Genomic DNA, 16,432 nt, shown 5'->3' on the forward strand with positions numbered 1-16,432 from the left:
GCGCGAAATCACGGCCAGACCTCCCACTCCAGCTCCAGGGGGAGCTCTTCCTGGATGCGCTTAAGGAGCGCCAGCACGTCCTTGGCCGTGGCCCGGCCCAGGTTGACGATGAAGTTGCCGTGCTCCAGGGAGACCATGGCGTCCCCCACCCTGAGGCCCTTGAGGCCCCGCTGGTCTATGAGGCGGCCCGCCGAGTGGCCGGGGGGGTTTTTGAAGGCGCAGCCGGCGCTTTTCTTCTTGGGCTGCCCCTTCCTGGCCGCGTCCACCTCCTCCATGCGCCTTTTGATCTCCTCCAGGGGGCGCTCCTTGAGCCTAAGCCGGACCCGGGTCACGATGCCCCCCGGGGGGAGGTTGCTCTTGCGGTAGCCGAAGCCCAGCTCCTCGGGGGCGTAGACGTGGAAGGCGCCGTCGTGGAAGATCTCCACCGCCTCCAGGGCGTCCGCCATCTCGCCGAAGCGGGTGCCGGCGTTCATCTTCACCGCGCCCCCCACCTGGGCGGGGATGCCCAGGAGGCCCTCGAGGCCCGAAAGCCCCGCCCTGGCCGCCTCCTGCACCAGTAGGGGCAGGAGGGCCCCGGCCCCCACCCAGCCCTTCAGGTCCCACGCCTGGAACTCCCCCGCCAGGCGGATGACCCGCTCCGGCACCCCCTCGTCCAGGACAAGAAGGTTGGACCCGTTCCCGAGGACCCGGTAAGGGGCCTCGGTGGCCCGCCTTAGCTCCTCCCGGGTCTCCACGGTCCAGAGCTCGGCGGGGCCGCCCACGCCCAGGGTGGTGTAGTCCTTGAGGAGCACCCGCTCAACCTTCATGGACCAGCCTCCGGGCAAGATCGGTCACGTCGCCCGCCCCCAGGGCCAGCCACAGGTCCCCTGGGCCCGCCGTGGCCCGGGCGTAGGCCAGGGCTTCCTCCCCCTCCAGGTAGCGGGCGGCCACCCCCCTGGCCTTCAGGCCCTCGGCGATCCTCTGGCTCAGGGCCTCGGGGGAGACCTGGGCCCGCTCGCCGGCGGTGTAGACGGGGAGGACCACCACCTCCTGGGCCTGGGCCAGGGCCTCCACGAACTCCTCCCAGAGGGCCTGGGTGCGGAGGAGGCGGTGGGGCTGGAAGAGGACCCGGATGCGCCGCCCCAGGTGGCCCGCCGCCTCCAGGGTGGCCCGGACCTCGGTGGGGTGGTGGGCGTAGTCGTCCACCACCCAGGCCCCTCCCACCTCGCCCACCTTCTGGAAGCGCCGCCCCACACCGGGAAAGCGGAAAAGGCCCTTCAGGATGGCCTCCACCTCCACCCCGAAGGCCAGGGCGGCCAGAGCGGCGGCGAGGGCGTTCCTGACGTTGTGGGCCCCGGGGACCTGGAGGCGCGCCTCCCCCAGGACCCGCCCCTCCCACACCAGAAGGAAGCGGCTTCCCGTGGGGCCGGGCTCCAGCCCTTCCGCCCAGAGCTCCCCCCCTTCCCCAAAGAGGCGCCTGGGGAGGTCTTGCGAAAGCCGCTTAAGCCTCTCGTCAAAGGCCGGGACCACGGCCACGCCTGCGCCCTTTAGAAAGCCCCTCATGGCCTCCTCCAGGGCCTCGAGGCTCTCGTGGTAGTTGGGCGCCCGCTGGCCCGGAGGGGCGATGTGGTCCGCCTCCAGGTTGGTGGCCACGGCCACCGAGACCCGCACCCCCTGGAAGAGGGGGTCCGACTCGTCCACCTCCGCCAGGCGGGGGCCCTGGCCGTACCGGGCGTTCCCCGGGAGGAGGCTAAGCTCCCCGCCCAGGAGGACCCAGGGGTCTAGACCCGCCTCCAGGAGGATGCTGGCCAGCATCCCCGTGGTGGTGGTCTTGCCGTGGGTGCCGGTGACCCCGATGGAGGGCTTCTGGGAGAGGAGATGGGCGAGGAGCTCCATCCGCCTCAGCACCCTGAGGCCCTTGGCCCGGGCGGCCGCCACCTCCGGGTGGTCGGGGGGGATGGGGGTGGGGAGGAGGAGGGTGTCCTCGTCCTTCAGGTGCTCGGGGGCGTGGCCCTGGTAGACGGGGATGCCCAGGGCTTCGGCCCTTTTGCCCGGGGCCAGGTCGCACCCCGTGACCTCCACGCCTTCCGCCATGAGGAGGCGGGCCAGGGCGCTCATGCCCACCCCTTCCACGCCCATCACGTGCACGCGCTTCATAGGTACTCCTCCAGCCAGTCGGCGATCCTCCCCGCCGCCCCTTCGGGGGAGAGGCGGGCCATGGCCTCCCGGTACGGGCCGGGGTTTTCCAAAATCCTCTCTATCTGCTCCTTCAGGGCCTCCCGCCTGGCCAGTTCCGCCGCCCCCGCCTTGGCGTAGGCCATGGCGTTGGCCAGCTGGGCCCCGCCGTCCAGGCTCGGGGCGAGGGGGAAGAGGAGGGCGGGGAGGTGGTGGAAGGCGGCCTCGGCCAGGGTGCCCGCCCCGGCCCGGGAGAGGAGGAGGTCGGCGGCGCTCATGGCCAGGGGGGCGTCCAGAAAGCCCGCCACCTTGTAGGCCTCGTCCTCCAGGTGGCCAAACCTTTCCAGCCACCTCTCCCCCACCTGGTGGAGGACGCTGAGGCCCAGGGGCTTGAGGAGGGGAGGAAGGGTCTCGTTGAGCTCCAGGCTTCCCTGGCTTCCCCCGAGGACCAGGAGGAGGGGCTTCTTGGGGTCAAAGCCCAGCCTTGTCTTGGCCTCCTCCTTGGGGTAGCGCACCTCCCGCACGGGGTAGCCCAGGACCCGGGCCTTGGCGGCGAGCCCCGGGGCCAGGGGGATGGGCACGGAAAGGGCCAGGCCCCGGGCCATGGGAAGGAGGAGGCGGAGGGCCAGGCCCAGCTTGGCGTTTTGTTCGTGGAGGAGGAGGGGGATCCCCCCCATGGCCCCCACGAAGGCCCCGGGGAAGCCGGCGTAGCCCCCGGTGGAAAGGATGGCCCTTGGGGCCACCTCCTTCAGGACCTTCCTGGCGGCCAGGAGGCCTTTTAGGAGCTTGTATCCCTCGGCGGGGCGGAAGGCGCTCCGGTCCAGCTTGCCGGCGGGGATGAGGGCGGGGGGGATGGGGGTCTTGGGGAGGAGCCGGGCCTCGAGGCCCCCCTGGGCCCCCAGGTAGAAGACCCGGTGCCCCCGCCTCCTGAGCTCCTCGGCCACGGCCAGGGCGGGGAAGAGGTGCCCCCCGGTGCCCCCTCCCGTTAGGAGGACCACCTTACCACCCCCTTTCTAGAGGCTTCCCAGGAAAGCCGGGTCAGGATGCCCAGGGCCAGGCCGGAGACCAGAAGGGAGCTTCCTCCGTAGGAGATGAGGGGCAGGGGCACCCCGGTCACGGGCAGGAAGCCCAAGGTGACCCCGATGTTGATGGCGGCCTGCAGGGTGAGGTAGAGGGTGAGGCCCATGGCCACCAGGCTCTCCGGCCCCTGGAGCCTCAGGGAGAGGTGGAATCCCTTGAGGAAGAGGAGGAAGTAGAGGAAGAGGACCACAAGCCCCCCCAGCCAGCCCGTGGCGTAGACCAGGCTGGCGAAGACCATGTCGTTGTGGGCCTGGGGCAGGTGAAGCAGGGTGGCCCCGGGGCCCTGGCCCAGAGGCCCCGCCATGAGGATGGCCTTCTGGGCCTGGAGGACCTGGTAGGCGGCCTCCTTGGGGCTAGCCTCCCCCTTCAGGTAGCTCAAAAAGCCGCTGAACCTCTCGGAAACGTAGGCGAAGCGCTTCAGGTAGACCCCGGAGAAGGGGGAGATGACGAGGAGCCCCGCCAGGGCGATGGCGATGAGCCTCCGCCAGGGCACCCCCGCCAGGATGAAGAGGAGGGCCCCAAGGGTGAAGAGGAAGAGGGCGGTGGCGAAGTCGGGCTCCACCAAGACCAGGCCCACGGTGCCCCCCACCAGGAGGGCCGGGCCCAGAATGGGGTTGTCGTGGCCCTTGCGGCCCACGAAGGAGGCCAGGTAGAAGACCAGGCTCAGCTTGGCCAGCTCCGAGGGCTGGAAGGCCACTGGGCCCAGGTAGAACCAGCGCCGCACCCCCCCGGGCCCGTCCCCGAAGGCCAGCACCAGGAGGAGGAGAAGGAGGGTGAAGAGGTGAAGCCCCAGGGCGTGGCGGAGGAGGAGCCTGGGCGGGAGGAGGGCCCCCAGGGCCATGGCCAGAAGGGCGAGCCCCACCCGGAGGAGGTGCCCCCCTAGGAGGGTGGGCTCCGCCACCCCCACGCCCAGGAGGCCAAAGGCCATGAGGAGGAGGCCTATGAGGGGGTAGAAGGGGTCCACGGCTCACCTCCCAGAGCGTAGACCGCCTCCCGGAAGGCCCGGGCGCGGTCCTTGTAGTCCTGGAACTGGTCAAAGCTGCTGGCCAAGGGGGCCAGGAGGACGCTTCCTCTCTCTAGCCGCTTCAGGGCCTCGGCCACGGCGCGCCTCATGGCCTCCCGCCCGTCCTTTTCCGGGATGACCACCACCTCCACGCCCCCTCCCAGGCCCTCGGCCATCCTGGGCCCGTCCCGGCCTATGGCCAGGACCACCCGGACCCGGTCCAGGTGGGGCTTCAGGGCCTCCAGGTCCGCCCCCTTGTCCTCGCCTCCCAAAATCCAGGCGATGGGGGCCGGGGCCGCCTGCAGGGCGGCGGCCACGGCGGGGGTGCGGGTGGCGATGGAGTCGTCGATGAAGACCACCTCCCCCTTGCGGGCGAAGGCCTGAAAGCGGTGGGGGGGCTCGGGGAGGGTTTTGAGGCTCGCCTCCAGGGCCTTTTCGTCCAGGGGCCTTCCCAGGAGGTCCAGGTAGGCCCGGGTGGCCTCCAGGGCCGCTTTTAGGTTGCTCTCCCTGGGGCTATTCCCGGGGGTGAAGGGGTAGGGCCTGGCGGGGGTGCGGGAGGCCGCCTCCCTCACCTTGGGATCGGCCTCGTTGTAGACCAGGGCGTCCTCGGGGGTCAGGTTTTTTAGGAGGTTCAGCTTGGCGGCGTGGTAGGCCTCGAGGCTCCCGTGCCGGTCCAGGTGGTCCACCCCCAGGTTGAGGAGGACGGCCACCCGGGGGCGAAAGCGGTGGATCCTTTCCAGCTGGAAGCTGGAAAGCTCCGCCACCGCCACCTCCGCCTCGTCCACCACGCCGACCAGGGGCGGGTCCACGTTGCCCCCCTCGAGGGCCCTAAGCCCCTGGCCCCGGAGGAGGTGGGCGGTGAAGAGGGTGGTGCTGGTCTTTCCCGCCGTGCCGGTGATGCCGATGATGGGCGTGGGGGAGAGCCGGTAGGCCAGCTCCGCCTCTCCCATGACCAAAGCGCCCCGGGCCGCAAGCGCCTCCAGCTTGGGGTGGGCGAGGGGCACCCCGGGGGCGGCCACCACCTCCCGGTAGGCCCCTGCCAGCCGCCAGTCGGGGGTGAAGCCCAGGGCCAGGGCCTGGGCCACCTCCTCCTCCTTGGGGCGGTCGTCGTAAAAGCGGGCGGAAAGCCCCCGCCGGGCCAGGAAGCGGAGGACCCCCAGGCCGCTTCGCCCCAGGCCGAAGACCAGGATCACAGGCCACCTCCAAAGGCCAGCGCCGTGGCCAAGGCGGTGAGGATGGCGAAGCGAAAGACGATCTTGGCCTCTTCCCAGCCTATGAGCTCAAAGTGGTGGTGGAGGGGGCTCATGCGCAGGAGACGCCTTCCCGTCCTCCTGAAGTAGAGAACCTGGGCCACCACGGAGAGGACCTCCAGGACGGGGACGATGGCGGCCAGGGGCAGGAGCCAGAGCTTCCCCGTCAGAATAAAAAGCCCCGCCACCATGGCCCCCAGGGCCTGGCTTCCCGTGTCCCCCATGAAGACCTTGGCCTTGGGGGCGTTGTGCCACAAGAAGCCCAGAACCCCGCCCAGGAGGGTCTGGGCCAGGGGCAGGGGGTAGAAGGGGATGAGGAGGACGGCCGTCAACGAGGCCAGAAGCCCGTCCAGGCCGTCGGTGAAGTTGAAGGCGTTGGCGGCCCCCACCACGGCCAGGAGGATCAGGAGGACGTCCAGGATGGGCCAGGGGGTGTAGGCCACCTGCCGGACGGCCCAGAGGGCGAAGACCAGGGCCATCAGGGTCTGGAAAAAGAGCTTCTCCCGGGCCTTCAAGGGCCTCTTGAGGCTCCCCGAAAGGTCGTCCAACAGCCCCAAAAGGGCGAAGCCCAGGCCGAGAAGCCAAAGCCCCCTAAGCCCGTCCATCCCCAGGGCCCAGTAGGCCAGGAAGGCGGCCAGGAGGAAGGCTACGCCGCCCATGCTGGGCGTGCCCTCCTTGGCCAGGTGGCTCCTCGGCCCATCCTCCCGGACCCGCTTGCCCAGGCCGAGCCCCTTCATGAAGGCGATCCAGACGGCCGTCAGGAACCAGGAGAGCACCAGGGCTAGGGCCATGCCACCTCCTTGCAGTTCAGGACCTCCAAAGAAGGGGCCAGGTAGATCTTCTCCCCGAAGGCGGCGAAGTCCTGGGCCGGGCCCAGGGGCTTCAGGCCCTCAGGGCGCAGGAGGTAGAGCCCTTCCAGGAGGGCCACCACCCCGCAGGCCCCCGCCTGGGCCTTCCTGACGGGCCCGGGGAGGGGCAGGGTGGGGCCGGCGGGGTAGAAGCGGGCCTCCTGGCCCAAGGCCACCACCCATCCCTCCCAGGCCACCACCTGGCGGAAGGCCCCGGGGAGGACGAGGGCCCCATCCCGGTGAAAGCCCCGGCCGTCCACGTGGTAAAGCCCCTCCTGGGTGAGGAGGGCGTCCAGGGCGGGGTAGGGGTAAAAGGCGCCTTCCGTCCACACCCCGCCTTCCAGGCCCACCACGAGCCTGGGGCTAGCCCTGAGGAAGCGGGGCACCCCCGGGAGGGGAAGGCTTTGCAGGCGGCCTTCCCCATAGACCAAGAGCTGGTAGGGGTAGGCGGCGTAGAGGGCCTTTTCGTCGGCGTCCAGGAAGAGGGGGGTGCCGGGGAGGGCCAGGCTGAACCGCCCTTCCACCAGCCCCCCCCGGGCGAACCCGCCCGGGTAGGGGAGGAGGGGGCCCTGGGCCTGGGGAACGCAGGCCGCAAGGAGGCCCAGGGCGGGGAGGAGGGCCAAGTACCCCGCCGCGGCTTTTGCCCAGGTGGAGGCCCCAGAAAAGCCCTTCCAGAGCCCAGACTTGGGCACCCCGTGTTGCGAGACCAAAGCGCGGGCCCTTAGGCGTCCCATAGCTCCAGGATCCTTTCCAGGCCCACCGCTCGGGAGGCCTTCAGGTAGACCAGGTCCCCGGGCCGGACCCGGGCCTTCAGCCAGGCGAGGGCGGCCTCGAGGTCCTCCACCGCCTCGCCCCCCAAGGCGGCCTGGGCCTTGGCGAAGGGGCCCAGGTAAAGGGGGGTTAGGCCCAGCCGGGCCGCCTCCTCGGCCACCTCCAGGTGAAGCTCCAGCGCCTTTTCCGCAAGCTCCCGCATCTCCCCCAGGACCGCCCACTTCCGCCCGGGCTGGGCGGCGAGCCAGGCGAGCCCCGCCTTCACCGAGAGGGGGTTGGCGTTGTAGGCGTCGTTGAGGAAGACCACGCCCCCGATCTCCCGCCTTTCCATGCGCCCCGGGGGCAGGCGCAGGTGGGCGAGCCTTTCGGCCACCTCCAAAAGGTCCCAGCCCAGCACCTCCGCCGCCGCCATGGCGGCCAGGGCCCCCAGGGCCGGGCCCAGGCCCGGGTAGGGCACCCGGACCGGGAGGCCCCGGTAGCGGAAGCGGCTTTCCTGGGGAAGAAGCTCCAGCCCCTCCCCCCGGAAGGTGGCCTGGCCGAAGCCGTAGGTGGGCCAGTCTACCCGGTGGCCAAAGGCTAAAAGCACCTCCTTGGCCTGCTGGCTCACCAGGGCCATGGGGGCCTTTAGGAGGCCCATCTCCTCCTCCACCACGCCCTTCAGGTCGCCGAAGGCCAGAAGGTGCTCCTCTCCCAAGGCGGTGAGAACGGCCAGGTCCGGGCGGGCCAGCTCCATGAGCTCGGCCATCTCCCCCACCCGGTCCACGCCCAGCTCCACTACGGCCCCGGGAGCTTCCTGGGGGAGCTTCAGGAAAAAGCGGGCCAGGGGCGGGGCGGTGTTCTGGTTGCCCTCGGGGGCGGGAAAACCCAATCCCTGGGCCAGGGCCTCCTTGGCCGTGGTCTTGCCGGAGCTTCCCCCCACGGCCACCACCGGGCCGGGGAAGAGGTCCCTGAGGGCCCGGCCTAGCCGGATGAGGGCCTTATGGGGGTCCTCCACCTCCACCGTGGCCCTTCCCGGGCGGTCGGAGAGGACCAGGGTGGCGCCTTTGGCCAGGGCTTCTCCGGCGAACTCCCGGCCGTGGGCCCGGCTTCCCGGGAGGGCCACGAAGAGGAAGCCTTCCCCCACCTGGCCGCTGTGCCAGTGGAGGTCGCGGACCGGCCCACCCCCGGGGTGGAGCCTCCCCCCCGTGGCCTCGGCCACCCACTCGGGCGTCACTTCCCTAACATGCGCAAGATGCACCACTACCTCACCGCTCCTCAGCATAGGGGGGAATCCCGGCATAGGCCAACAGCCCGGCGGCCACCTCCCGGAAGATGGGGGCGGCCACCTGGCTGCCGTGGACCTCGCCCTTGGGGTGGTGGACGGCCACCACCACGGTGTAAAGGGGCCGGTCCCCGGGCACGAAGCCGGCGAACCAGGCGGTGAAGACCTCCCGGGAATCCCGCCCCGCCACCACCACCTGGGCCGTGCCCGTCTTCCCCGCCAGGGGGTAGCCGGGGAGGCTGGCCCGGGGGGCCAGGCTCAGGGTCAGGGCCTCCCGGACGGCTTTTGCGGTGGCCTCGGAGAAGACCCGGGTGGGCCTGGCTTCCTGGCCCAGAAGGAGGCGGGGGGGGCGGTAGAGGCCGTCCACCAGGGTGGAGAAGGCGGCGGCCAGGTGCAGGGGGGTGACGAGAAACCCCTGGCCGAAGGTGTGGTTGGCGTAGGCCGCCCGGCTCCAGGTTCCAGGGGGTTTGACCAGGGGGGGCGTGGTGCGGATGCCGGGCAGGGGGTTGGGGTCGGTGAGGTGGAGCCTCTCCATGTAGCTATAGAAAGTGTCCTTGGAAATCCTTTCGGCCAGCCCGCTGATGCCCACGTTGGAGGAGTACTTGAGGACTTCGGCCAGGGTCAGGCTTGGGGGGTGGGGCACGGCGTCTTGGATGGTCCAGCCGTCCACCACCCGGTGCATGGGCGCCTCCACCCGGGTCTTTAGGGTGGCTACGCCCTCTTCCAGGAGCATGGCGGCGGTGAGGGCCTTCATGGTGGAGCCGGGCTCCAGGGCCACCAGGAAGGCGTGGTTCCGCCAGGAGACGTCCTGGTCGGGGTCTTTTCTGGGGGCCAGGGGGTGAAAGGCGGGGCCGTTGGCCACGGCCAGGATCTGGCCTTCCCGGTCCAGGACGATCAGGGTGGCGAAGGCCCCACGGCTTCGGCTTAACCCTTTCCAGAGGGCCTTTTCCGCTATGGCCTGGACCCAGGGGTCCAGGGTCAGGGTGAAGGCGCGCCCTTCGCTCAGACCGGCGTTCAGGTCCCGTTCCAGGCCCTCGAGGCCCCGGCCCGACCCCCGCTCGGTGAAGCCCAGAAGCTGGCTGGCGCTTTCCCCCAGGGGGTAGTACCGCCCCTCCTTCAGGGTCACGGCCAGGGGGGTGCCGTCCTTGGCGTAAAGGTGGCCCCTGGGGGCGGGGACGGGTGGGGGCGGGGCGGGGAGGTTTGGGCCCCGGGTGAGGAGGGCATGAACGCCCAGGAGGAAGAGGACGACCCACAGGCCAAACCCCGCCACCACCCAGGGCAGGCGCTTCACGCCCACGGTCACGGCGCCCACCTCCCCTGGCTCATGGGAATAAAGCCCCGCTCCTTGGCCCAGTCCAGCACCCGGTGGGGCTTGGCCGCCTCCCAGCCCTCTTTTAGGAGGGCCTCTTCCCTTTGGGAGAGGGCTTCCAGCTGGACCTCGAGGCGGGCCATCCGGGCCTTTTCCATCTGGTTGCGGTGGCCCAGGGCGAAGAGGAGGAGGAGGGCCAGGAGGTAGAGGAACCCCATCCGCAAGGCCGTCCTCATGCCGCCTCCTTCTCCGCCGCCCGCAACTTGGCGCTACGGGCCCGCGGGTTCTTGGCCATCTCCTCCTGGCTTGGCGTGAGGGGCTTTTTGGTGAGGACCTTGAGGCGGCTTTCCCTCAGGAAGCGCTTGACGATGCGGTCCTCCAGGGAGTGGAAGGCAATGACCACCAGCCGCCCCCCAGGGGCCAGGACCTCCTCGGCCTGGCGCAGGAACTCTTCCAGGGCGTTCAGCTCGTCGTTGACGTAGATGCGGAGGGCCTGGAAGGTTTTGCGGGCGGGGTGGCCCGCCGCCCTGAAGCCCACCGCCCGGCGCACGATCTCGGCCAGCTCGGTGGTGGTGCGGATCCTGGCCTTCCTCCTGGCCTCCACGATGGCCTTGGCGATGCGGTAGGCTTGGCGCTCCTCCCCCAGGTCCCTGAGGATCCGGTAGAGGTCCTCCAGGGGCAGGGTGTTGACCACCTCCTCCGCCGTGGGGCCCTCGAGGCCCATGCGCATGTCCAGGGGCCCCTCCTGCTGATAGCTGAAGCCCCGCCTTGGATCTTCCAGGTGGAAGCTGGAAACCCCCAGGTCCGCCAGAATCCCCGCCACCTCTTCCACGCCCGCCTCCTTCAGGACCTCCTTCAGGTGGCGGAAGTTGGCCCGGTAGGCGAGGAGGTTAGGGTGGGAAAGGGCCTTGGCCCGCTCCACGGCCTCGGGGTCCTGGTCCAAGGCGATGACCCGCCCCCCGCGCTTCAGGATGCCCCGGGTGTGGCCCGCGCCCCCTAAGGTGGCGTCCACGTAGACCTGGCCCGGCTGGACCCTTAGAAGGTCCAGGGCCTCTTGATAGAGAACGGGAATGTGCTCCGTAGTGGCCTCCATAAATCCCTATCCGATGAGTCCTTTGAGGGCCTCGGGCGCCGGCGGGTTCTGCATGATGGCCTCAATGGTCTTCCACCAGCGCTCCTGGCTCCAAATCTCCAGCCGGCCCGGAGCCCCGGCCACCACCACCTCTCCGCCTTCCTGCAGGCCGGCGAACTGGCGCAAAGGGGGCGGGATCAGCACCCGGGAGGCGTTGTCCATGCGGGTCTTGTGGGCCCCGGAGTAGAAGAAGCGCACGAAGGCCCTGGCCTCGGCGTCGGTGAGGGGGAGGTTCACCAGCTGCTCCTCAATCTTGCGCCAGCGGTCCGAGGGGAAGACGTAGAGGCAGCCCTCCATCCCCCGGGTGAGCACCAGGCCGTCTTCCAGGAAGTCCCGGAAGGGGGCGGGGATGACCACCCGCCCTTTGTCGTCCAGGCTGTACTGGTACTCGCCGAAAGGCATCTCCCACCCGCTCCCACCTCCGCGGGGGCCGGCCAAGGTGGCTCGGGAAGGTGTAAGCCGTGCCCGGGCGGGGCTTTCGCCGGGGAGTATACCACGCAACCCCCACAGATTTCCACTACCTCCCACTCTGGTCCCACCTACCACCCACCCCTTGGGCAAAAAAAATCCCCGAGCCTGCGCTCGGGGTCCCCAGGATAGGGCGTAAGCCGGGTTCTGTTTTACGCGGTCATCTCTCTGGGACCGGTGTCGCCACCGGCCTCAAGCGGCCCATCCCGCAGGTTCTAACGGGCCGGGCAAGCCCTTCCTGCCTATCGGGCCTTGCACCGGGTGGGGTTTGCCGTGCCCCAGCCTGTTGCCAGGCCAGGCGGTGGGCTCTTACCCCACCGTTTCACCCTTGCCCGCACCGGGGAAGCCCCGGCCGCTGGCGGTCTCTTCTCTGTGGCACTTTCCGTCGGGTTGCCCCGCCCAGCCGTTAGCTGGCACCCTGCCCTATGGTGCCCGGACTTTCCTCACCCAGGGGGGAAGTCCCCCGGGCGCGACCGCACCCCTATCCTGGGGCACTCATCATTCTAGCAGAGCTTGGGTCTAAGGTGAAGGGGTGAGGCTTCCCTGGTACGCGCCTTTGGCCCTCTTGCTTCTGTCCCTCTTGGGGCTTGCGGCTTTGGGCCTCCTCTGGCTTCTTTTCGCCTTGGGCCTGATCTACGCCTCGGCCTACCTGGCCTGGAGGCGGCTTTCCTGGAGGCTCTTTGGCCGCAGATGGCGCCGCCTTCCCCCGCCCCGCTAGGGGCCCTTGCGCCAAAGGGGCTTCCCCGGTAGACTAAAAGGCGGTTTTCGCACGGCCAAGACCGTGCGGGAGGAGGCGAACGTGAAAGAAGGCATTCACCCCAAACTGGTCCCCGCCCGCATCATCTGCGGTTGCGGCAACGTCATCCACACCTACTCCACCAAGCCCGAGATCCACGTGGAGGTCTGCAGCAAGTGCCACCCCTTCTACACGGGGCAGCAGCGTTTCGTGGACACCGAGGGCCGGGTGGAGCGCTTCCAGCGGCGCTACGGGGACGCCTACCGCAAGGGGCGGTAAGGAGGCCCTTGGGGGCGGGGGGCTTGGCGCCCCCCGGTTTCCTTATAGAATCCCCCTCTGGAGGACGCCTATGCCCCCCGTTATGCACCGCCAGGGTTGGATTGAGGTGATCGCCGGGCCCATGTTTTCCGGGAAGAGCGAGGAGCTGATCCGCCGGGTCAGGCGGGCCCTCATTGCCCGGCAGAGCGTTCTGGTCTTCAAGCCCAGGCTGGACAACCGTTACCACGAAAGCCACGTGGTGAGCCACGACGGCAAGCAGGTGGCCGCCATTCCCGTGGAGAGCGCCGCCGAGATGGAGGCCCACCTGGACCCCCTGCCCCAGGTGGTGGCCGTGGACGAGGTCCAGTTCCTGGACCGGGGCCTCCTCCCCCTGGTGGAGCGGCTTGCGGCCCAGGGGGTGCGGGTCATCTTGGCGGGGCTGGACCTGGACTTCCGGGGGGAGCCCTTTGGCCTCATGCCGGAGCTTCTGGCCCGGGCGGAGTTCGTGGAGAAGCTTTCCGCCATCTGCCCGAGGTGCGGGGCCCCAGCCACCCGCACCCAGCGCCTGGTGAACGGCAAGCCCGCCCGCTATAGCGACCCCGTCATCCTGGTGGGGGCCGAGGAGCACTACGAGCCCAGGTGCCGGGCCTGCCACGAGGTCTGGCCTTAGAGGGGAAGGGCGCCTCCTCGTTTCTTCCTGAAGCGGACCTCGAGGACCCCCTGGCGCAGCGTGGCCTGGGCCGTGCCCTCCTCAATGGGTCCCGGGAGGTCCAGGGTGCGGCGGAAGGTGCCCATGGGCCGTTCTTCCAGGAGGTAGGTGCCGGGCAGGGGGTGGCGCACCCCGGCCAGGGTGACGCGGCTTCCCTCCTCCAAAAGCTCCAGGTCCTCGGGGCGCACCCCGGGCAGGTCCACGAGAAGGACGTAGTGCTCCGCTTCTTCCAGGAGGTCTACCCTGGGCGCCCAGGCGGCGGGCTCCTCCCCCGTGAGCTGGTAGGCCAGCTCGGCGATGCGCTCCTGTAGCTCCTTCAGCTTTCTCAGGGTCTCCAGGCGGTCCAGAGGCTCCAGCATGCCTTTAGCATAAGGGATGTGGAGGCCATACCCGTCCTGGCCGGGCCCACGGGGAGCGGCAAGACCGCCCTCGCCCTTCGCTTGGGCCAGGAGCTTCCCCTGGAGGTCATCTCCGCCGACGCCACCATGGTCTACCGGGGCCTGGACATCGGCACCGACAAGCCCACCCAGGAGGAGCGGGCCCTGGTTCCCCACCACCTGGTGGACGTCCTGGACCCCAGCGAGGCCATGAGCGTGGCCCGCTTCCTGGAGATGGCCGAGGGGGCCATCGCCCACGTCCTGGCCAGGGGAAGGGTGCCCCTGGTGGTGGGGGGGACGGGGTACTACATCCGCGCCCTTTCCGAGGGGATCCACGACCTGCCGCCCCCCGACGAGGCCCTGCAGGCCGCCCTCTGGGAGGAGCTTTCACAAAGGGGCTTTGAGGCCCTCCTGGAGGAGCTGGCCCAGGCCAGCCCGGAGGATGCCAGCCGGGTGGGGAAAAACCCCAGGCGGCTTGTCCGGGCCCTCGAGGTCCTCCGCCGCACCGGCCTTCCTCCGGCCCAGCACAAAAGAAGGCCCCCCCGCTTCCGCTACAAAAAGCTGGTCCTCTGGCCGGAACGGGCCTGGCTTTTCCCCAGGCTGGAGGAGCGGGCCAGGCGGCAGTTCGCCCGGGGCCTGGTGGAGGAGGTGCGGGGGCTCCTTGCGCGCTACCCCAGGATGCCCACGGCCCTCCAGGCCATCGGCTACAAGGAGGTGGTGGGCTACCTGAAGGGGGAGTACGGCCTGGAGGAGGCCTTGAGGCGGGACATCCAGGCGGTCAAGGCCTACGCCAAGAGGCAGTACACCTGGTTCCGCCACGAGCCCAAGGACGTGACCTACCTGCCCCGGGGCGGGGAAGAGGCCTTTTTAGGCTTTCGGGACTGGCTTCGCCTCCACTTCCGGCTATAGTGGGGGCATGCTGGCCCACGAGATCCGCGCCCAGGTGGCCCGGGGGGAGCTTAGTCCCCTGGAGGTGGCCGAGGCCTACCTCAGGCGGGTTCGCGAGCTGGACCCAGGGCTAAAGGCCTTCCTCACCCTGAACGAGCGCCTTCTGGAAGAAGCCAGGAGGGTGGAAAGGGACCTGCCCCTTGCGGGCCTACTTGTGGCGGTCAAGGATAACATCGCCACCAAGGGCCTGCGCACCACGGCGGGAAGCCGCCTCCTGGAGAATTTCGTTCCCCCCTACGACGCCACGGCCGTGGCCCGGCTCAAGGCCCAAGGTGCCCTCGTCCTGGGCAAGACCAACCTGGACGAGTTCGGCATGGGCTCCAGTACCGAGCACTCCGCCTTCTTCCCCAGCAAAAACCCCTTTGATCCCTCCCGGGTGCCCGGGGGGAGCAGCGGGGGAAGCGCGGCGGCGGTGGCCGCCGACCTGGCCCCCCTGGCCCTGGGGTCGGACACCGGGGGGAGCGTGCGCCAGCCCGCGAGCTTTTGCGGCGTCTATGGCCTCAAGCCCACCTACGGGCGGGTGAGCCGCTTTGGCCTCGTGGCCTACGCTTCCAGCCTGGAAGGGATCGGCCCCATGGCCCGATCGGTGAGGGACCTGGCCCTCCTCATGGACGCCATGGCGGGCCTGGACCCCATGGACGCCACCAGCCTGGACCTTTCCCCAAGGTTCCAGGAGGCCTTAGAGGAGCCCCTTCCTCCCTTGCGCCTCGGCGTGGTGCGGGAGGGGCTTTTCGGCAACAGCCCCGGGGTGGAGCGGGCCCTGGAGGAGGCCCTTGGGGTCTTCCAGGGGCTTGGCCTCAGGGTGAAGGAGGTGTCCTGGCCCTCTTTGCCCCTGGCCCTGGCCGCCTACTACATCCTGGCCCCGGCGGAGGCTAGCTCCAACTTGGCCCGCTACGACGGGACCCTCTTTGGGACTAGGGCGGAGGGGGAGGAGGTGTGGCAGGTGGTGGAGGCCACCCGGGCCCGGTTTGGCCTCGAGGTCAAGCGCCGGGTTCTGGTGGGCACCTTCGTCCTCTCCAGCGGCTACTACGAGGCCTACTACGGCCGAGCCCAGGCCTTCCGCGCCCGCCTCAAGGCCGAGGCCAGGGCCCTCTTCCAGGAGGTGGACCTCCTGCTCCTTCCCACCACCCCCCACCCCGCCTTCCCCCTGGGGGGCCGGCCGGACCCCCTGGCCATGTACCGGGAGGACCTTTACACCGTGGGGGCCAACCTGACGGGCCTCCCCGCCCTCTCCCTCCCCGCCGGGTTTGAAGGGCACCTGCCCGTGGGCCTCCAGCTCCTGGCGCCCTGGGGGAAGGACGAGCTCCTCCTGAGGGCGGCTTTGGCCCACGAGGAGGCCACCGCCCGGGCCTTCCTCAAGACGCCTTTGGGGGAAGCCCTGTGATGGACCCCGCCTTTCGCTACCGCATGGCCACCCGCATGGCCCGCCGTCTCCGGGCCGAGGGGAGGCCTCTACCCCTTCCCGCCCTGGGCGAGGCCCTGGGCCTGAGGGGCCCCGTGGCCCCGGTGGTGGCCCCCCTCCTGGACGGCCGCTTCATCAGGGAGGAGGAGGTGGGGCTTTGGGAGTGGCGCTACCCCTTTCCCCACCCCGAGGAGGCGGTGGTGGTCCTGGACCTGGAGACCACGGGCCTGGCCCCCGGCCTCAACGAGATCATTGAGGTGGCCCTGGTGCGCCTGGAGGGGGCAAGAAGGGTGGCCTTCCAGAGCCTGGCCCGGCCACGCCGCCCCCCAAGCCCCTTCATCCAGCGCCTCACCGGCATCACCTTGGAGGAGCTGGAGAAGGCCCCACCCCTGGAGGAGGTCCTCTTCCGGGCCTACCCTCTCCTCGAGGGGGCCACTTTGGTGATCCAGAACGCTTCCTTTGACCTGGGGTTTCTGCGCCCCGCTCTGGGGGAGCTGGGCCTGGAGCTAGAAAACCCCGTGGTGGACTCCATCCGTCTCAGCAAAAGGGCCATGCGGGGCCTCAGGCGCTACGGCCTGGACGCCCTTTCCGAGGTCCTGGAGCTTGCGCCCAGGGCGGAGCACCGGGCCCTTTTGGACGTGGAGAGGACCCTGGCCGTGGTCTACGAGGTGTACTATATGCTCACTTCAGGGAGCCCCCGCCCCCTGGTGGACTTGGGGAGGTGAT

The 16,432-nt window shown here is 70.0% G+C and carries 19 protein-coding genes and 1 other RNA gene; 6 read left to right on the forward strand and 14 right to left on the reverse strand.

Annotated elements, in window-relative coordinates; genetic code table 11:
• Positions 1-8: 8 nt before the first annotated feature.
• From BVI061214_RS08545 to rnpB, 13 genes are all read right to left on the reverse strand, one after another.
• Complete coding sequence (locus BVI061214_RS08545) at positions 9-806, reverse strand: UDP-N-acetylmuramate dehydrogenase (protein ID WP_003048574.1); 798 nt, start codon at positions 804-806, stop codon at positions 9-11.
• The gene (gene murC, locus BVI061214_RS08550) at positions 796-2,136 is read right to left on the reverse strand and encodes a UDP-N-acetylmuramate--L-alanine ligase (RefSeq protein ID WP_053768038.1); all 1,341 of its coding nucleotides are present in this window, start codon (positions 2,134-2,136) and stop codon (positions 796-798) included. The genes BVI061214_RS08545 and murC overlap by 11 nt, the downstream gene beginning before the upstream one ends.
• Positions 2,133-3,152 carry a UDP-N-acetylglucosamine--N-acetylmuramyl-(pentapeptide) pyrophosphoryl-undecaprenol N-acetylglucosamine transferase gene (locus BVI061214_RS08555; RefSeq protein WP_053768039.1) on the reverse strand — a complete coding sequence of 340 codons (1,020 nt, stop codon included), beginning with the start codon at positions 3,150-3,152 and terminating at the stop codon, positions 2,133-2,135. The genes murC and BVI061214_RS08555 overlap by 4 nt, the downstream gene beginning before the upstream one ends.
• Positions 3,140-4,198 (reverse strand): FtsW/RodA/SpoVE family cell cycle protein, encoded by a 1,059-nt coding sequence (locus BVI061214_RS08560; protein WP_003048569.1) that lies wholly within the window; start codon positions 4,196-4,198, stop codon positions 3,140-3,142. Before BVI061214_RS08560 ends, BVI061214_RS08555 begins: the two co-directional genes overlap by 13 nt.
• The gene (locus tag BVI061214_RS08565; RefSeq protein ID WP_053768040.1) at positions 4,174-5,430 is read right to left on the reverse strand and encodes a Mur ligase family protein; all 1,257 of its coding nucleotides are present in this window, start codon (positions 5,428-5,430) and stop codon (positions 4,174-4,176) included. Before BVI061214_RS08565 ends, BVI061214_RS08560 begins: the two co-directional genes overlap by 25 nt.
• The gene (locus BVI061214_RS08570; protein ID WP_053768041.1) at positions 5,427-6,278 is read right to left on the reverse strand and encodes a phospho-N-acetylmuramoyl-pentapeptide-transferase; all 852 of its coding nucleotides are present in this window, start codon (positions 6,276-6,278) and stop codon (positions 5,427-5,429) included. Before BVI061214_RS08570 ends, BVI061214_RS08565 begins: the two co-directional genes overlap by 4 nt.
• Positions 6,269-7,069: a hypothetical protein gene (locus BVI061214_RS08575; protein WP_156303248.1), complete on the reverse strand. Its 801-nt coding sequence runs from the start codon at positions 7,067-7,069 to the stop codon at positions 6,269-6,271. Before BVI061214_RS08575 ends, BVI061214_RS08570 begins: the two co-directional genes overlap by 10 nt.
• The gene (locus BVI061214_RS08580; RefSeq protein WP_053768042.1) at positions 7,057-8,367 is read right to left on the reverse strand and encodes a UDP-N-acetylmuramoyl-tripeptide--D-alanyl-D-alanine ligase; all 1,311 of its coding nucleotides are present in this window, start codon (positions 8,365-8,367) and stop codon (positions 7,057-7,059) included. The genes BVI061214_RS08575 and BVI061214_RS08580 overlap by 13 nt, the downstream gene beginning before the upstream one ends.
• Positions 8,351-9,670 (reverse strand): peptidoglycan D,D-transpeptidase FtsI family protein, encoded by a 1,320-nt coding sequence (locus BVI061214_RS08585; RefSeq protein ID WP_053768626.1) that lies wholly within the window; start codon positions 9,668-9,670, stop codon positions 8,351-8,353. Before BVI061214_RS08585 ends, BVI061214_RS08580 begins: the two co-directional genes overlap by 17 nt.
• A complete protein-coding gene (locus tag BVI061214_RS08590; RefSeq protein ID WP_053768043.1) occupies positions 9,667-9,912 on the reverse strand; it encodes a hypothetical protein in 246 nt (81 codons plus the stop codon). The genes BVI061214_RS08585 and BVI061214_RS08590 overlap by 4 nt, the downstream gene beginning before the upstream one ends.
• On the reverse strand, positions 9,909-10,769 hold the full coding sequence (gene rsmH / locus BVI061214_RS08595; RefSeq protein WP_053768044.1) for a 16S rRNA (cytosine(1402)-N(4))-methyltransferase RsmH: 861 nt from the start codon (positions 10,767-10,769) through the stop codon (positions 9,909-9,911). Before rsmH ends, BVI061214_RS08590 begins: the two co-directional genes overlap by 4 nt.
• Before the next feature lie 6 nt (positions 10,770-10,775).
• Positions 10,776-11,210, reverse strand: coding sequence for a division/cell wall cluster transcriptional repressor MraZ (gene mraZ, locus BVI061214_RS08600; RefSeq protein ID WP_003048553.1), 435 nt, complete (start codon positions 11,208-11,210; stop codon positions 10,776-10,778).
• 186 nt (positions 11,211-11,396) lie between these two features.
• An RNA gene (gene rnpB / locus BVI061214_RS11910) (RNase P RNA component class A) lies at positions 11,397-11,765 on the reverse strand.
• A gap of 43 nt (positions 11,766-11,808) precedes the next feature.
• Here rnpB and BVI061214_RS08605 point away from each other — a divergent pair.
• The 3 genes from BVI061214_RS08605 to BVI061214_RS08615 all read left to right on the forward strand — a co-directional run bounded on the left by BVI061214_RS08605 (position 11,809) and on the right by BVI061214_RS08615 (position 12,940).
• Positions 11,809-11,994, forward strand: a complete 186-nt coding sequence (locus BVI061214_RS08605; protein WP_053768045.1) for a hypothetical protein — start codon at positions 11,809-11,811, stop codon at positions 11,992-11,994.
• Between the two features lie 81 nt (positions 11,995-12,075).
• A complete protein-coding gene (gene rpmE / locus BVI061214_RS08610) occupies positions 12,076-12,291 on the forward strand; it encodes a 50S ribosomal protein L31 (protein WP_040684285.1) in 216 nt (71 codons plus the stop codon).
• 70 nt (positions 12,292-12,361) lie between these two features.
• Positions 12,362-12,940, forward strand: a complete 579-nt coding sequence (locus BVI061214_RS08615) for a thymidine kinase (protein WP_053768046.1) — start codon at positions 12,362-12,364, stop codon at positions 12,938-12,940.
• Here BVI061214_RS08615 and BVI061214_RS08620 read toward each other — a convergent pair.
• Positions 12,937-13,338, reverse strand: coding sequence for an Hsp20/alpha crystallin family protein (locus BVI061214_RS08620; protein WP_003045810.1), 402 nt, complete (start codon positions 13,336-13,338; stop codon positions 12,937-12,939). The genes BVI061214_RS08615 and BVI061214_RS08620 overlap by 4 nt on opposite strands.
• 18 nt (positions 13,339-13,356) lie before the next feature.
• Between BVI061214_RS08620 and miaA the strand changes: the two genes are divergently transcribed.
• From miaA to BVI061214_RS08635, 3 genes are read left to right on the forward strand one after another with little or no spacing between them, the layout of a single operon-like run.
• Positions 13,357-14,265, forward strand: a complete 909-nt coding sequence (gene miaA, locus BVI061214_RS08625) for a tRNA (adenosine(37)-N6)-dimethylallyltransferase MiaA (protein ID WP_053768047.1) — start codon at positions 13,357-13,359, stop codon at positions 14,263-14,265.
• A gap of 7 nt (positions 14,266-14,272) precedes the next feature.
• The gene (gatA, locus tag BVI061214_RS08630; RefSeq protein ID WP_053768048.1) at positions 14,273-15,688 is read left to right on the forward strand and encodes an Asp-tRNA(Asn)/Glu-tRNA(Gln) amidotransferase subunit GatA; all 1,416 of its coding nucleotides are present in this window, start codon (positions 14,273-14,275) and stop codon (positions 15,686-15,688) included.
• Entirely contained in the window at positions 15,688-16,431 is a 744-nt protein-coding gene (locus BVI061214_RS08635) for a 3'-5' exonuclease (RefSeq protein WP_053768627.1), read from the forward strand. Before gatA ends, BVI061214_RS08635 begins: the two co-directional genes overlap by 1 nt.
• Position 16,432: the final 1 nt, after the last annotated feature.

Source organism: Thermus aquaticus (genome assembly GCF_001280255.1).
Taxonomy (GTDB): Bacteria; Deinococcota; Deinococci; order Deinococcales; family Thermaceae; genus Thermus; species Thermus aquaticus.

Excerpts from the sequence above, each read along its gene's own strand:
- BVI061214_RS08570 (WP_053768041.1), bottom strand. The coding sequence starts at position 6,278 with ATGGCCCTAGCCCTGGTGCTCTCCTGGTTCCTGACGGCCGTCTGGATC.
- BVI061214_RS08545 (WP_003048574.1), bottom strand. The coding sequence starts at position 806 with ATGAAGGTTGAGCGGGTGCTCCTCAAGGACTACACCACCCTGGGCGTG.
- BVI061214_RS08635 (WP_053768627.1), top strand. The coding sequence starts at position 15,688 with ATGGACCCCGCCTTTCGCTACCGCATGGCCACCCGCATGGCCCGCCGT.
- BVI061214_RS08580 (WP_053768042.1), bottom strand. The coding sequence starts at position 8,367 with ATGCTGAGGAGCGGTGAGGTAGTGGTGCATCTTGCGCATGTTAGGGAA.
- mraZ (WP_003048553.1), bottom strand. The coding sequence starts at position 11,210 with ATGCCTTTCGGCGAGTACCAGTACAGCCTGGACGACAAAGGGCGGGTG.
- BVI061214_RS08620 (WP_003045810.1), bottom strand. The coding sequence starts at position 13,338 with ATGCTGGAGCCTCTGGACCGCCTGGAGACCCTGAGAAAGCTGAAGGAG.
- rsmH (WP_053768044.1), bottom strand. The coding sequence starts at position 10,769 with ATGGAGGCCACTACGGAGCACATTCCCGTTCTCTATCAAGAGGCCCTG.
- BVI061214_RS08615 (WP_053768046.1), top strand. The coding sequence starts at position 12,362 with ATGCCCCCCGTTATGCACCGCCAGGGTTGGATTGAGGTGATCGCCGGG.
- gatA (WP_053768048.1), top strand. The coding sequence starts at position 14,273 with ATGCTGGCCCACGAGATCCGCGCCCAGGTGGCCCGGGGGGAGCTTAGT.
- murC (WP_053768038.1), bottom strand. The coding sequence starts at position 2,136 with ATGAAGCGCGTGCACGTGATGGGCGTGGAAGGGGTGGGCATGAGCGCC.
- BVI061214_RS08575 (WP_156303248.1), bottom strand. The coding sequence starts at position 7,069 with ATGGGACGCCTAAGGGCCCGCGCTTTGGTCTCGCAACACGGGGTGCCC.
- BVI061214_RS08590 (WP_053768043.1), bottom strand. The coding sequence starts at position 9,912 with ATGAGGACGGCCTTGCGGATGGGGTTCCTCTACCTCCTGGCCCTCCTC.